The following is a 14890-nucleotide window of genomic DNA, read 5'->3' on the forward strand; positions in this document are numbered from 1 at the left end:
AGCCCGAAGAGGTCGGGCTGCAGCGTGTCGGCCTCGCCGATGACCTCGAGCTGGACCAGCGTCGTGCCGAAGATCTCTCGGCCCATCCGCGCGGTCGTCACGGCTTCCTTCACCGTATGGCAGCCAGCCGTATTCGGCAGCACCTGAACGCCGAGATCGCGGATCAGGTCCCAGAAACCCTGCCCAGCCTGGGCATTTGCGCTCTCTCGCCGCAGCGATACCGTGACGATCTCGGCCCCCGAGGCCCTGACGGCTTCGGCCATGACCGCCGGCGAGGGATAGAGCGCGGTGCCGAGCATCAGCCGCGAGGCGTAACTGCGTCCGTAGAACTCCATCGACAAGACTCCTAACCTCCCTGCATGGGCGCGACGATCTCGATCGCATCGCCGTCGACGACCGGCGTCGCCGGCCGGTCTTCCTTCGCCACGAAATCGCGATTGCGCGCGGTGGCGACGACCGCGTCCGCCAGCCCGAGTTCGACCAGCAGCGTCGCAAGGGTCGTCGCCGCGACCTCGCGCGCCTCGCCGTTCAGCTTGATCGTCATGCGGCTTGCCTCCCGCTCTTGCCGAGGGCGAGATCGGCGGCCCGCCCCGCGACGTCCGGCGCCAGCAGAAAGCCATGGCGGTAAAGACCGTTGACCGAGATCACCCGTCCCTGCCGCGTCACCCGCGGCAGATTGTCGGGGAAGGCCGGCCGAATCCCGACGCCGGTCTCGAGGATCTCGGCCTCAGCGAAGGCCGGGTGCAGGGCGTAGGCGGCCGACAAGAGCTCGACCGCCGAGCGCAGGGTGATCGCCCCCCGGTTTTCGCTCTCGATCATCGTCGCGCCGACCATGAAGATGCCGCCCCCGCGCGGCACGACATAGATCGGCTGGCGCGGATGCAGGAGACGGACCGGCCGCGACAGCATCACCTCCGCCGTGCGCAGCAGCACCATCTCGCCGCGCACGCCGCGCAGCTCGGGCAAGGCCTCGCGGGCGGCAAAGCCACGGCAATCGATGACCGTTTCGAAGCTCGCGGACGCAGCGCGCCCGTCCTCTCCGAAATGGAATGCGACCCCCATCCCTTCCAGCCGCCGGGCCAACGCCTTCAAGGCGCAGCGCGGGCACAGATGCGCCTCTTTGGCGAACAGCAGCCCTGCCTGGACGCGTCCTGCGAGGTCTGGCTCGAACTCGGCGATCTCTTCGGCGCCGACCCGGTCGAAATGCTCGGTGCGCCGGGCGAAGCGGTCGAGCTCCGCCCGGTCGCGCGGCGGCGCCAGGACCAGGCTGCCCTGCCGCGCCACATCGGGGACGCGGGCCGCCCACCAGTCGGCGGCGCCGGCGCCGAGCCGAACCATTTCGGCCTCGGCGCTCTCGCGTTCGCACCACGGCGCCAGCATGGCGCCGGCGAGACGCGACGCTGCGCCTTCGCCGATGGCCGCGCCGCGCTCGAAGACCGTAACCGAGGCGCCGCGCTCGGCGAGCGCCGTGGCTGAGGCGAGCCCAGCGACGCCGGCGCCGAGAACCGCGATCTCCATCGCCCTCACTCCGCCGCCTCGCCGGCCGCGTTCGCCGGCATGTAGAGATCGCCGCCCGCGCGGTACTTGCGGGCCATCTCCTCCATGCCCTCTTTCTGCGCCTCGGCGCGGATGTCGTGGGAGATTTTCATGGAGCAGAATTTCGGGCCGCACATGGAGCAGAAATGCGCCGTCTTGTGCGCCTCCTTGGGCAGCGTCTCGTCGTGCAGCGAGCGCGCCGTCTCCGGATCCAGCGAGAGGTTGAACTGATCCTCCCAGCGGAACTCGAATCTGGCTCGCGAGAGCGCGTCGTCGCGCAGCTGCGAGGCCGGGTGGCCCTTGGCGAGGTCGGCGGCGTGGGCTGCGATCTTGTAGGTGATGACCCCGATTTTGACGTCGTCGCGGTCGGGCAGGCCGAGATGCTCCTTCGGCGTCACGTAGCAGAGCATCGCCGTGCCGAACCAGCCGATCATGGCGGCACCGATGCCGCTGGTAATGTGGTCGTAGCCCGGGGCGATGTCGGTCACCAGGGGTCCGAGCGTATAGAACGGCGCCTCGCCGCAGACCTTCATCTGCAGGTCGACATTTTCCTTGATCTTGTGCATCGGCACATGGCCGGGGCCCTCGATCATCACCTGGCAGTCCTTGCCCCAGGCGATCTGCGTCAGTTCGCCCAGCGTTTCCAGTTCGGCGAACTGCGCCTTGTCGTTGGCGTCGGCGATCGACCCCGGACGCAGGCCGTCCCCGAGCGAGAACGACACGTCGTACATCCGGCAGATGTCGCAGATTTCCTCGAAATGCTCGTAGAGGAAGCTCTCCTCGTGGTGATGCAGGCACCATTTGGCCATGATCGAGCCGCCGCGCGAGACAATGCCGGTGACCCGCTCGACGGTGAGCGGGATGTGCCGCAGCCGCACGCCGGCATGGATCGTGAAATAGTCGACGCCCTGCTCGGCCTGCTCGATCAGCGTGTCGCGATAGACCTCCCAGGTGAGATTCTCGGCGATCCCGTCGACCTTCTCCAGCGCCTGGTAGAGCGGCACCGTGCCGATCGGCACCGGCGCGTTGCGGATGATCCACTCGCGGATGTCGTGGATGTTGCGCCCCGTCGACAGGTCCATGACGGTGTCGGCGCCCCAGCGGATCGACCAGACCATCTTCTCGACCTCTTCGGCCATCGAGGAGGTCACGGCCGAATTGCCGATATTGGCGTTGATCTTGACCAGGAAATTGCGCCCGATCGCCATCGGCTCGAGTTCGGGATGGTTGATGTTGGCGGGGATGATCGCCCGGCCCGAGGCGACCTCGTCGCGCACCCATTCGGGGGTGATGAAATCGGGGATCGTGGCGGAGAACGGATGGCCGTCCCGTTCCAGCTGGGCCTTGGCCTGCTCGCGGCCGAGATTCTCGCGGATCGCGACGAACTCCATTTCCGGGGTGACGATGCCGGCTCGGGCATAGGCGAGTTGGGTGACGGCCTTGCCGTCCTTCGCCCGCAGCGGCGCATGGGCAACGGGAAAGGCCGGAACGCGCTTGGCGTCGGAGGTCACGCCGTTGTCCTCCGGCCGAACGGCGCGGCCCTCATAGTCCTCGACATCTCCGGCCGCCAGCGTCCAGTCGCGCCGGGTGCGGGCAAGGCCGGCGGCGATGTCGGTCGCGACCGCCTCGTCCGTATAGGGGCCGGAGGAATCATAGACGGTGACGGGCGGCTCGCCGGCCGTCGGATGCACCGAAATTTCGCGCATCGGGACGCGGACGTCCGGGTGGCGCGTACCGGCGCGCCAGATCTTGCGGGATGCCGGCAGCGGGCCGCTGGTCACGGTGGGGGCGGTCAAGGTGGGAGTCAGGGCGTTCATAGGCTCTCCTGTTCGACGAGGAGATCCAGTTCCGCGGTTTGGGTAAGATTGGGCCTTTCACACCGGGGTTTTTCCCGATGCCTCTTCCCGATTGTCGTCACCAGAGAACGCGCCGCGATCGTGGCGGGGTCGTCAGAGGCAAGAACGGATCGGGAAGCGGCTCACTCCATCCCTACGCCAGTGTCAACTGGATCAGGTTCGTAGGGTCGCCGCGCGCTTCTTGAGCCGTCGGCCTCTCAGTTCCTTGCCGGAACTCCCCTTGGACGAGCGAACTCTATCAATTCAGCGGCCAAAGTCAACGGCGATCTGAGCCGACCTGGACACCGGATGGCCGGATGCCGTGGACCCGGCGCCAAAGCGCCGGGAGGGCGGCCTACTCCTTCACCGCGCCGGTCATCGACGAGACGTAATAGTCGACGAAGAAGGAATAGAGGATGACCACGGGGAGCGAGCCGAGCAGCGCCCCGGCCATCAGCGCCCCCCATTCGTAGATATCGCCTCTGACAAGCTCGGTCAGCACGCCGACCGGGATCGTCTTGTTCTCCGACGAGGAGATGAAGGTCAGCGCGTAGATGAACTCGTTCCAGGACAGGGTGAAGGCGAAGATGCCGGCGGAGATCAGGCCGGGCACCGCCAGCGGCAGCACGACCTTGGTCAGAATCTGCCAGCGTGTCGCCCCATCGACCAAAGCGCTTTCCTCCAGCTCGAAGGGAATCGTGCGGAAATAGCCCATCAGCAGCCAGGTGCAGAACGGGATGAGGAAGGTCGGATAGGTCAGGATCAGCGCCAGTCGCGAATCGAAGATGCCGACATTGAAAACGATGAAGGCGAGCGGAATGAACAGGATCGACGGCGGCACCAGATAGGCCAAGAAGATCAACAGACCGGTCACCCGCGCGCCGGTAAAGCGCACCCGCTCGATCGCATAGGCGGCGAAGACGGAGGCCGCCAGCGCGATCGCCGTCGAGGCGACGGAGACCAGCATCGTGTTCCACAGCCAGCCGGGATAGGAGGTCTCGAAGAGCAGGAAACGGATGTGCTCCAGCGTCGGCTGGACCACCCAGAACGGGCTGTAATCGGTGTAGTTGGTCAGCTGGTGGTTCGGTTTCACCGCCGTGATCGCCATCCAGTAGAACGGAAACAAGAGGACGAAGACGAACACCGCCAGCGGCAGATAGACCACGAGGATGCGGCGCGGCAGCGTGTTGAACTGCTGCATGCCTTCGGTGTCGTCATGCGTGGCGACGGTGCGGCCGGGAAGCGTTTCTTGACTCACGGGATCATCTCCTCAATCGGCCGCGCCCTGCTGCCATCTGCGTCGCTGCAGCCCGAAAAACGAGAACAGGATCGCGGCGAGCAGGAAGGGAATCATCGCGACCGCGATCGCCGCGCCCTCGCCCAGCTGGCCGCCGGGAATGGCGCGCTGGAACGAGAGCGTCGCCATCAAATGGGTCGCGTTGACCGGACCGCCGCGCGTCAAGACGTAGATCAGCTGGAAGTCAGTGAAGGTGAACAACACCGAGAAGGTCATCACCACGGCGATGATCGGCGTCAGCAGCGGCAGGGTGATCTTGGTGAAACGCTGCCACGACGTGGCGCCGTCGAGCGCCGCGGCCTCGTTGAGCGATTGCGGGATCGTCTGCAGGCCGGCGAGGAGCGAGATCGCCACGAACGGAATGCCGCGCCAGACATTGGCCGCGATGACCGAGGCGCGCGCCTTGTTCGGATCGCCCAGAAAATTGATCGGCGCGTCGATCCAGCCCCACTCCATCAGTACCCAGGAGATGATCGAGAACTGCGAATCGTAGATCCACCAGAAGGCCAGGGCAGACAGCACCGTCGGCACGACCCAGGGCAGAAGGATGACGGCGCGGAAGAAATTCTTGAACGGCAGATGCTCGTTGAGGATCAGCGCCAGCCAGAGGCCGAGCACGAATTTTAGCACCGAGGCGACGAAGGTATAAAGGATGGTGTTGTAGACCGACAGCCAGAACACGGGGTCGTCGAACAGCCAGGCGTAGTTTTCCAGACCGATAAAGACGCCGTTGCGCCCGATGGTCGTATCGGTGAAGCCCAGCCAGACGCCGAGGCCCAGCGGATAGGTGAGAAAGAACAAGAGGAACACGCCCGCCGGCAGCATGAACAGAAGGCCGAGACCGTTCCGGCTTTCCACGAACCGGCGCAGGATGGATGGGCGCTCTACCGCCTGGACGCTCGACATCGCTTGCTGGTTCCTCTTTTGCTACCCGGCCCGTCGGGTCGGACGTATTGTCGTCCGCCGCGGCGGACTTGATGGTCGAAAAACGCCGAGGGACGCCGACAATCGCCGGCGCCCCTCGTTTCGTCAGCGGTAGTAGCGCGCGATACGCCGCTCGGCATTGGCGATCGCCTCATCGGCCGTCCGTTGACCGGTGACCGCCTCCGCGAACATGTCGACGACCACATAGTCGGCCATCACGCCGGCCGACGAGGGTCCGAGCGGCCCGGCGAAGCCGTTCGGGCGCAAGCTGGCCGACGCCTTGGAATAGGGCTCGTGGATCGGGTCCGAAGTCCAGATCGGGTTGTCGGCGAAGGCCTTCAGCGGCTGGCAGCAATAGGCGCTGGCACCCTGAATCCAGGCGTTCATCTGATCGGGCTGGTACATGAAGGCGATATAGGCCTTGGCCGCCTCCGGGTATTTGGTGTGCTTGAAGACGTTGATAGTCGAGGTCTGATGCAGCTCCACCGACTTGCCGACCGGGCCGATCGGCATGTTGGTCGTGCGCATATCCTCGGCGATCTCCGCCATCGCCGGGTCTTTCTTGGCGGCGTAGTAGAGCGAGACGCCGTTCGCCGTCAGCGAGATCTGTCCGGCCAGGAAGGCGCGGTTGTTGTTGATGTCGAGCCAGCTCTCGGTGCCGGGGATGAAGGTCGCGTAGAGTTGCTTGGCGTATTCGATCGCTGCCCTGGTCTCCGGACTGTCGATCGCCGGCTTGCCGCTTTCGTCGACGGTCATGCCGCCATGGCTCCACAACAGCCAGTGCGCGTAGTTGTTGCCGTCGCCGACGGCCTTGCCGTGCGGGAAGCCGGCGGGCGTGCCCTTGGCCTGCATCGCCTTGCAAAGCTCCAGGAAGCCGGCCGTGTCTTGCGGGAATTCGTCGAACCCGGCCGCTTTCATGTGGCTGTCACGATAGCAGATGGCGTTGCCGATCGCGGTCAGCGGCACGGCGATGAACTTGTCGCCCTGCTTGGCATAGCCTTCGAGGCCCTCGTACCAGCCGCCGCTCTGCTCGCCGAGCGCGGTGGCGACGTCGGTCACGTCGACGAGCTTGTCGGGATACTGGAACGGATCGTCGAACCAGCTCATCACCATGTCCGGTCCGGAGCCGACATTGGCGGCGACCGCCGCCTTGGGCCGCACGTCTTCCCAGCTTTCCTGGTCGATCTGGACCTCGACGCCGGTCGCCTCGGTAAACGCCTTGGTGTTGGCGTTCCAGGCTTCTTCCTCGCCGGATACGAACGGCACCCAGCGAAGCAGCCTGAGGGTGGCGCCCTCTTCCGGCTTGAAGTCCGGCATGGCCCCTTGCGCGAAGGCGCGGCTATTGCCGAGCATGCCGCCGAACGCCGCGCTGGCGGCAAAGGCGGCCGTACCCTGTAGAAGTGTTCTGCGATTGATCGTCATTGCTATCTCCTCCTCTTGAGCGGAAGCGCTCCCTGCACTCTCCGTCGGCGGCCTCCCGCTGCCGTGACGGCCTGTCTGGTTTGGCCTCTCATTGTTGGCATCGACGGGCCCCTTAGGCCAGCCGCGTGCCGATTGAGATCACTCCGAGACGCGCGCTCCGGACTTGGCATCGAACAGATGCACCGCGTTCGGGTCGATCGACACCCGCAGCTCGTCTCCCGGCCCTTCGGAAATGCGCTCACGGAAGACGCAGATCATCTCGGTCTGGCCAAGCTTGGCGATGACGTGGGTCTCGGAGCCCGTCGGTTCGACCACCTCGACCTTGAGCGGCACGTCACCGCCGAGACTCATCCCCTCCGGTCGCACGCCATAGATCGTTTCGCGCCCCGGCTCGACCTTGCCGGGCCGCGCGATCGGCAGTCGATATCCGTCTCCCGTGACGAAATGCGTCCGGTCGTCGGGATCGGTCGCGCCGGTCACCATGTTCATCGCGGGCGAGCCGATGAAGCCGGCGACGAAAAGATTGTCGGGATGGTCGTAGAGCTCGAGCGGCGTACCGACCTGCTCGACGATCCCGTCGTGCATGACGACGATCTTGTCGGCCATGGTCATCGCCTCGATCTGGTCGTGGGTGACATAGACCGTCGTGGTCTTCAGGCGCTGGTGGAGGTTCTTCATCTCGGTGCGCATCGAGACGCGCAGCTTGGCATCGAGGTTGGACAGCGGCTCGTCGAACAGGAAGACCTGCGGCTCGCGCACGATCGCCCGGCCCATGGCGACGCGCTGGCGCTGGCCGCCGGAGAGCTGGCGCGGATAGCGATCGAGCAGATGCGTGAGACCGAGAATTTCGGCGGCCGGCTTGACCCGCGCTTCGATCTCGCTCTTCGAGGCACCCTTGAGCATCAGCGAAAACGCCATGTTCTGCGCCACGGAGATGTGCGGGTAAAGCGCATAGTTCTGGAAAACCATGGCGATATCGCGGTCCTTCGGCGGCAACGCGTTGACCACGCGGTCACCGATCAGGACCTCGCCCGCGGAGATGTTTTCCAGCCCCGCGAGCATGCGCAGCAGCGTCGATTTCCCACAGCCCGACGGCCCTACCAGAACGACGAACTGCCCCTCGTCGATATCGATCGAGACGCCATGCAGCACTTCCACCGGGCCAAACGACTTGCGCACGTCCCGGAACGTCACCGATGCCATTCACTTCCCCACAATGGATTCATTTGGTCGGCGGCATACTGTCCGCTTCGTGGGCACAACGCAATCGGGGCGCATAGGGTTTTTGTATACTTTAATGCCGGCGAACCGCGATTGCGCTGCTTTCGCAAGGCTGTTCCCGGGCACCGCGTCTTTCGATCGAGGAATCCGCTGTCGATGAAGCGGCCGTCTCGTCAGGGCATCGCGTGGCTTGGCGCGCATCAGCGGACGGCGACCCGTCAGCGAAGGCGGCGACGGCAGGCGCGCCGCGAGGTTCCATGGCGCAGGAGCGGGTTTTCACGTCTTACAAAGGGACATCGCCCGATCGGCAGCGCGCCGAAGTCAGCGCTCGGCGAACCTTGCGGCGCCAAGATATTCGTCGATGAGCGCGATCACCTTGGCGTCTCGGTCTCTGCCCTTCTCGCCGCCCATGACGACGACGATGATCCGCCGCCCGCCGCGCTTGGCGGTCGCGGCGAGATGGAAGCCGGCATCGCGGATATAGCCGGTCTTCAGGCCGTCGACGCCCGCCACCTTGCCGAGGAGCTTGTTCGTCGCCTTGAAGCGCCTGCCGCCATATTCGAACTCGGTCACGCTGAACAATGGCGCATAGTGGGGAAAGCGCGACAACAGGGCGCGGCCGAGCGTCGCCATGTCGCGCGCCGTGGAGATCTGGCGCGGATCGGGCAGGCCCGAGGCGTTGGCGAACAGCGTCCGGCTCATGCCGAGGGAGCGGGCCTTCGCCGTCATCGCCGCCGCGAAACCTTCTTCCGTGCCGCCGAGATTCTCCGCGATGACCGTCGCGACATCATTGGCGGATTTCACCGCGATCGCCTGGGCGGCATCGCAGACGCGGATCGTCGTTCCGGGCTTGAGGCCGATCTTGGCCGGCGGCTTCGACGCCGCGTTCTCGCTGACGACAAGCTCGCTGTCGAGCGATAGCCGCCCCTCGCCGATCGCCTCGAACAGCAGGTACAGCGTCATCATCTTGGTCAGCGAGGCCGGATAGCGCAATCCGTCCGCCGCTTCTTCGTGGAGAGTACGCCCGCTGGCGTAGTCGAGAACCAATGTGGACTGGCCGCGGATCTCCGCTTCGCTGGCGAGGGAACTGGCCGCGCGTGGGGCGCTCGCCGACATCAAGCCGGCACTCGTCAACTCCGTCGACTGGCAGGCGACGAGCGCCAGCGCCATGATCGCCGACAGCATCGCTTTCAGGGGGGCGAGAAGTCCGGGCCGGGCGAAAAGGCGGGATGTCACGGGGGCGGGGCTCGCGATTGGGTTGCCGGGAGCTAGTTGGCCGCGGCGCTGTCTGTCAAACTAGCCCGTCGTTCTTGAATCTTGTTTAACACCCAATGTGTTGCGGCGGGCACACCGCGGCGACGAGCGCCGGAAACGTCTGGCCGGGTGTTGGCGTCGCCGTTTCGCATCGACAGAACCGGGCGAACCGGCCATGCTCGTGGTCGATCGAGGAGCCAGGACCGCCGATGACCGACGCCGATATTTCCGTCGCCCTCTATTCCGACATCGCCTGCCGGCTGGGCGAGGGCCCCACCTACGATCCGGCGACCGACACCGCCTGGTGGTTCGACATCGAGGGCCGATCGCTGCTGGAAAAGCGCGGCGACGCGGCGGAGACGACCGTCCACCCGCTGCCTTTCATGGCCAGCGCGCTGGCGGTGATCGATGGCGAGCGGCAGCTCATCGCGGCGCAGGACGGTCTCTATATTCGCGAGACGGCGACCGGCAAGCTGTCGCTGCATCGCCCGCTCGAGGCCGACAATGAAGCGACGCGCTCCAATGACGGCCGCGTTCATCCATCCGGCGCGCTGTGGATCGGCACCATGGGCAAGGCGCATGAGAAGGGCGCCGGCGCGATCTACTGGTATCGCGGCGGCGAACTGCGGACGCTCTATTCCAACGTCAGTATCCCCAACGCGATCTGCTTTTCGCCCGACGGCCGCCTCGCCTATTTCACCGACACCGCCGTCAACCGTTTGATGCGCGTCGCGGTCGATTCGCAAACCGGCTTGCCCACCGGCGAGCCGGCCCTGTTCTTCGACCAGCGCGGCGGCAAGGGCGGGCTCGACGGGGCGATCTGCGACGCCGACGGCCTCATCTGGAACGCCCGCTGGGGCAATGGCACGGTCGACGCCTATTCGCCGGACGGGACGCGCATCCGCACCATCGCGATCGATACCCGCCAGGTCACCTGCCCCTGCTTCGTCGGCCCGAAGCTGGACCGTATGATCGTCACCTCGGCCTGGTCCGGGCTGTCGGAAAAGTCCCGGATGAACGATCCGAACGCCGGCAAGACCTTCCTCATCGACCTTGCGGTTCGCGGTCGCCCCGAACCGAAACTCCTGCTGTGACGGACCGACCAATCGGCGCGGCTTCACGCCGGCAATCGGGACCGTCGGTTGATGACCTCAGATCGGATGCTCAGCGTCGTCGTCGTCGGATGGCTTTCCTCGCGCGCGGTGAAGCCGTAAGAGGACCTTGGCAATCGGTGTGCAGACGCCGACGCAGTGGCGCGCCGCCGCGAAGAGGGAGGAAACGGTGAACCGACATTTCATGTTCGAGAACGCGGCGAGCGGTTCGACCATCCAGATCGCCGGGCGATGGTCCGCCGCCGACTCACGTGAAACCATCGACGTGATCGCGCCGTCGACCGGGGAAGTCGTGGCGACGATCGCTGCCGGCGGCGAAGCCGATGTCGATCGCGCCGTCAAAGCAGCCCGCGAGGCTTTCGAGCGCGGCGCCTGGGGCCGGCTTTCGGCGGTCGAGCGCGGCCGGCTGCTGATGAAATTCTCCCTCCTCATCACCGAAAACGCCGAGGAACTGGCACAGCTGGAAGCGCTCGACTGCGGCAAACCGATGAAGCAGGCGCGGGCGGACATCACCGCCTGCGCCCGCTATTTCGAGTTCTACGCCGGCGCCGCCGACAAGGTGCATGGCGAGACGCTGCCCTTCATGAACGGCTACACGGTCATGACCCTGCGCGAGGCCAAGGGCGTCACCGGCCATATCATCGCCTGGAACTATCCCGCGCAGATGTTCGGCCGGACCATCGGCGCATCGCTGGCGATGGGCAACGCCACGGTCATCAAGCCGGCCGAGGAGGCCTGCCTGACGCCGATCCGCCTGACCCAGCTGGCGCTCGAGGCCGGTCTGCCGGAGGGCGCGATCAACCTCGTCACCGGCTATGGCGAAAAGGCCGGCGCTGCGCTCGCCGCCCATCCCGGCATCGACTTCATGTCCTTCACCGGCTCGCCCCAGGTCGGCACGCTGATCCAGCAGGCCTGCGCCATCAACAATGTCGGCTGCACCTTGGAGCTCGGCGGCAAGTCGCCGCAGATCCTCTTCGACGACGCCGATCTCGACAAGGCCTTGCCGTTCATCGCCGGCGCGATCGTCCAGAATGGCGGCCAGACCTGCTCGGCCGGCAGCCGTCTGCTCGTCCACAAGCCGATCCTCGATCAGGTGCTGGAGCGGGTGACGGCAAAGTTTGAGAGCCTCGTCGCCGCGCCCCATGACGAAGACGCCGATCTCGGCGCCCTGGTCAGCGCCAGGCAGAAGGCGCGCGTCCAGTCCTTCCTCGATCACGCCGCCGAGACCGGTATCGAAACGCTGGCGACCGGCCGGATCTCGCCCAACGCGCCGCCCGGCGGCTTCTATGTCGCGCCGCGCGTTCTCGGCCTGGTGCCGCCCGAACATCGCCTGGCCCGCGAGGAGGTCTTCGGCCCGGTGCTCGCCGTGACGACCTTCGAGGACGAGGCGGACGCCGTCCGCATCGCCAACGGCACCGATTACGGCCTCGTCGCCGGAATCTGGACGAATGCCGGCGACCGGCAGATGCGCATGGCCAAAAAGGTCCGCGCCGGCCAGGTCTACGTCAACGGCTATGGCGCCGGCGGCGGCATCGAACTGCCCTTCGGCGGCGTCAAGAAATCCGGTCACGGCCGCGAGAAGGGCTTCGAGGCGCTCTACGAGTTTTCGGAGCTGAAGACGGTCGTGTTCAATCACGGCGAATAGCGAATAGATGGACGATCGATCGGGAGGATCATTCATGCGTCTGGCCAACAAGCGCGCCCTCGTCACGGGCGGCGGCTCCGGTTTCGGCGAAGGCATCGCCAGGGCCTTCGCCAGGGAGGGCGCCAAGGTCGCCGTGCTCGACATCAACGAGACGGGCGCCAGGCGCGTGGCCGGCGAACTCGGCGAGGGTCATGTGGCGATCGCCTGCGACCTCACCAACGGCAAGGCGGTCGAGGCGGCGTGGGAAACGGCGAGCGCCGCGCTCGGCGGCATCGACGTGGTCGTCAACAATGCCGGCTGGACCCACCGCAACAAGCCGATCCTCGAGGTCACCGAGGAGGAGTTCGACAAGGTCTACGCGGTCAATGTGAAATCGATCTTCCACATGACCCGCGTCTGCGTCCCGGCCATGCGCGACGCGGGCGGCGGCGTCATCGTCAATATCGGCTCGACCGCCGGCTTGCGTCCGCGTCCGGGCCTGACCTGGTACAACTCGTCCAAGGGCGCGGTGAACACGCTGACCAAGTCCCTCGCCGTCGAGCTGGCGCCGATGAAGATCCGGGTCTGCGGCATCGCCCCGGTGATCGGCGAAACGGGTCTGCTGTCGGAATTCATGGGCGTTCCGGACACGCCGGAGAACCGCGCCAAATTCATCGCCACCATCCCGCTCGGCCGGATGAGCCGGCCCGACGACATCGCCAACGCCACGGTCTTCCTTTCCTCCGACGAAGCCGCGATGATCACCGGCGCCGTCCTCGAGGTCGACGGCGGGCGCTGTATCTGAGGTTACCGCGATGAAGCTTCTGAAGAACCCCACCTCCCCCTTCGCCCGCATCGCCCATGCGGCGCTGATCGAGGCGGGAATCGAGGAGCTCGAAATCCAGAACGTCGATCCATGGGCCGACGAGGCGGAGCTCCTTTCAGCCAACAGCGCCGGGCGCGTGCCGTGTCTCGTTCTCGACGACGGCACGGCGATCACCGAGTGCCTGCTCATCGCGGCCTTTGCCGAGCGGCAAGGCAAGGGCGCCCTCTCGGCCAGCGACGCCAAGAGCCTCGCGGTCGCCGGCATCGGCATCGGAGTCTGCGACGCCGCCGTGCAGATCCTCATCGGGCGGCGGATCGTCAGCGGGAGTTTCGCCGACACCGCGTTCGACTCGAACCCGATCGCGGAACGGCGACGCCGCGCCGTGGCCGACGGATTGAAACGGCTCGATGCCAAGGTCCTCGACGCGCCCGGCGAGCGTCTGGATCTCGGCACCATCGCCGCCGTCACCGCGCTCGACTATGTCGCGCTTCGCTTTCCGGGTGCCGATTGGGTCCCGGCGACGCCGCGTCTCGCGACGTTGCGCGAGGAGGCCGCTGATCGGCCGGCGCTGGCCGCGACCCGCCCGCCGAGCTGAGCAAGGAGTTTCACGATGCAGGATCCGATCGTCATTCTCGGCGGCGCCCGCACGCCGCTCGGCGGCTTTCAGGGCGAGCTGGCCGGACTCGCCGCCACCGAACTCGGCGCGAAAGCCATCGCCGCCGCAATGGAACGCGCCGGCGCGTCGGCCAACGACGTCGCCGAGGTGACCATGGGCTGCGTGCTGCCCGCCGGCCTCGGCCAGGCGCCGGCGCGCCAGGCGGCGATCGGTGGCGGCCTGCCGAAATCCGTCCCCTGCGCGACCGTCAACAAGATGTGCGGCTCCGGCATGATGGCGGTGATGATGGCCCATGACAGCCTGCATGCCCGCCCGGACGGCATGCGCGTCGCCGGCGGCATGGAGTCGATGTCGAATGCGCCGTATCTGCTGCCCAAGGCACGCGCCGGCCTGCGCCTCGGCCACGGCCAGGTGATCGACCATATGTTCCTGGACGGCCTGGAGGACGCCTACGACAAGGGCCGGCTGATGGGCACCTTCGCCGAGGACGCGGCCGAGGCCTACCAGTTCACCCGCAAGGAACAGGACGCGTACGCCGTCGCCTCGCTGACCCGCGCCCTCGACGCCCAGAAGAGCGACGCGCTCGGCGCGGAAATCGCCCCGGTCGACGTCGCCACCCGCAAGGGACCGGTGACCGTCACCCGCGACGAACAGCCGGGCAAGGCCGACGCCGCCAATATCCCGACCCTGAAGCCCGCCTTCCGCGCCGGCGGCACGGTCACCGCAGCCAATTCCTCGTCGATTTCCGACGGCGCCGCCGCGCTGGTGCTCGGCCGCGAGAGTGGCGCCGAAAAGCGCGGCCTGACGCCGCTCGCGCGGATCGTCGCGACCAGCCAGTTCGCCGGCGAGCCGGCGAAATTCACCTCCGCGCCGGTCGAGGCGATCCGCCGCGTGCTGAATAGCGCCGAATGGCGACTGTCGGACGTCGATCTCTTCGAGGTCAACGAGGCCTTCGCCGTCGTCCCGATGATCGCCATGCGCGAGCTCGCCATTCCGCTCGACATCATGAATGTTCATGGCGGCGCCTGCGCCCTCGGTCACCCGATCGGCGCGTCCGGCGCGCGCATCATCGTTACCCTGATCGCCGCCCTGCGCGAGCGCGGAGAGCGGCGCGGCGTCGCAGCCATCTGCATCGGCGGCGGCGAGGCGACCGCCGTCGCGATCGAGATGCTGCAATAAGCTGCGCACCGGCGACCCGAACCAATCCGATCTACCCCTGAAGC

Annotated in this window: 13 protein-coding genes, 1 pseudogene and 1 riboswitch; of the genes and pseudogenes, 5 read left to right on the plus strand and 9 right to left on the minus strand. The window is 66.5% G+C overall.

Annotated elements, in window-relative coordinates:
* The 9 genes and pseudogenes from MJ956_RS12935 to MJ956_RS12975 form a co-directional block, all read right to left on the minus strand.
* A pseudogene (locus MJ956_RS12935) lies at positions 1-335 on the minus strand (thiazole synthase); the annotation flags it as partial.
* A gap of 11 nt (positions 336-346) precedes the next feature.
* A complete protein-coding gene (gene thiS / locus MJ956_RS12940) occupies positions 347-544 on the minus strand; it encodes a sulfur carrier protein ThiS (RefSeq protein WP_253964866.1) in 198 nt (65 codons plus the stop codon).
* Positions 541-1518, minus strand: a complete 978-nt coding sequence (gene thiO / locus MJ956_RS12945) for a glycine oxidase ThiO (protein ID WP_253964867.1) — start codon at positions 1516-1518, stop codon at positions 541-543. Before thiO ends, thiS begins: the two co-directional genes overlap by 4 nt.
* 5 nt (positions 1519-1523) lie before the next feature.
* Positions 1524-3353: a phosphomethylpyrimidine synthase ThiC gene (gene thiC / locus MJ956_RS12950; protein WP_253964868.1), complete on the minus strand. Its 1830-nt coding sequence runs from the start codon at positions 3351-3353 to the stop codon at positions 1524-1526.
* Between the two features lie 152 nt (positions 3354-3505).
* Positions 3506-3623: riboswitch (TPP riboswitch) on the minus strand.
* 103 nt (positions 3624-3726) lie between these two features.
* Positions 3727-4572: a carbohydrate ABC transporter permease gene (locus MJ956_RS12955; RefSeq protein WP_253964962.1), complete on the minus strand. Its 846-nt coding sequence runs from the start codon at positions 4570-4572 to the stop codon at positions 3727-3729.
* 69 nt (positions 4573-4641) lie between these two features.
* Positions 4642-5574, minus strand: a complete 933-nt coding sequence (locus tag MJ956_RS12960; protein WP_253964869.1) for a carbohydrate ABC transporter permease — start codon at positions 5572-5574, stop codon at positions 4642-4644.
* A 123-nt stretch (positions 5575-5697) separates the two neighbouring features.
* Complete coding sequence (locus tag MJ956_RS12965) at positions 5698-7014, minus strand: ABC transporter substrate-binding protein (protein WP_253964870.1); 1317 nt, start codon at positions 7012-7014, stop codon at positions 5698-5700.
* Between the two features lie 138 nt (positions 7015-7152).
* A complete protein-coding gene (locus tag MJ956_RS12970) occupies positions 7153-8217 on the minus strand; it encodes an ABC transporter ATP-binding protein (protein WP_253964871.1) in 1065 nt (354 codons plus the stop codon).
* Between the two features lie 339 nt (positions 8218-8556).
* The gene (locus tag MJ956_RS12975; RefSeq protein ID WP_253964872.1) at positions 8557-9471 is read right to left on the minus strand and encodes a D-alanyl-D-alanine carboxypeptidase family protein; all 915 of its coding nucleotides are present in this window, start codon (positions 9469-9471) and stop codon (positions 8557-8559) included.
* A gap of 227 nt (positions 9472-9698) precedes the next feature.
* On the opposite strand from MJ956_RS12975, the gene MJ956_RS12980 reads away from it, so the two are divergent.
* From MJ956_RS12980 to MJ956_RS13000, 5 genes are all read left to right on the plus strand, one after another.
* Positions 9699-10583, plus strand: a complete 885-nt coding sequence (locus MJ956_RS12980; protein ID WP_253964873.1) for an SMP-30/gluconolactonase/LRE family protein — start codon at positions 9699-9701, stop codon at positions 10581-10583.
* A 202-nt stretch (positions 10584-10785) separates the two neighbouring features.
* Complete coding sequence (locus MJ956_RS12985; protein ID WP_253964963.1) at positions 10786-12246, plus strand: aldehyde dehydrogenase family protein; 1461 nt, start codon at positions 10786-10788, stop codon at positions 12244-12246.
* A 34-nt stretch (positions 12247-12280) separates the two neighbouring features.
* Entirely contained in the window at positions 12281-13030 is a 750-nt protein-coding gene (locus tag MJ956_RS12990; RefSeq protein WP_253964874.1) for a glucose 1-dehydrogenase, read from the plus strand.
* Between the two features lie 10 nt (positions 13031-13040).
* Positions 13041-13646: a glutathione S-transferase N-terminal domain-containing protein gene (locus MJ956_RS12995; protein WP_253964875.1), complete on the plus strand. Its 606-nt coding sequence runs from the start codon at positions 13041-13043 to the stop codon at positions 13644-13646.
* A gap of 15 nt (positions 13647-13661) precedes the next feature.
* Positions 13662-14846 carry an acetyl-CoA C-acyltransferase gene (locus MJ956_RS13000; RefSeq protein WP_253964876.1) on the plus strand — a complete coding sequence of 395 codons (1185 nt, stop codon included), beginning with the start codon at positions 13662-13664 and terminating at the stop codon, positions 14844-14846.
* Positions 14847-14890 lie beyond the last annotated feature (44 nt).

This window comes from Aurantimonas marianensis (assembly GCF_024195285.1).
Taxonomy (GTDB): Bacteria; Pseudomonadota; Alphaproteobacteria; order Rhizobiales; family Rhizobiaceae; genus Aurantimonas; species Aurantimonas marianensis.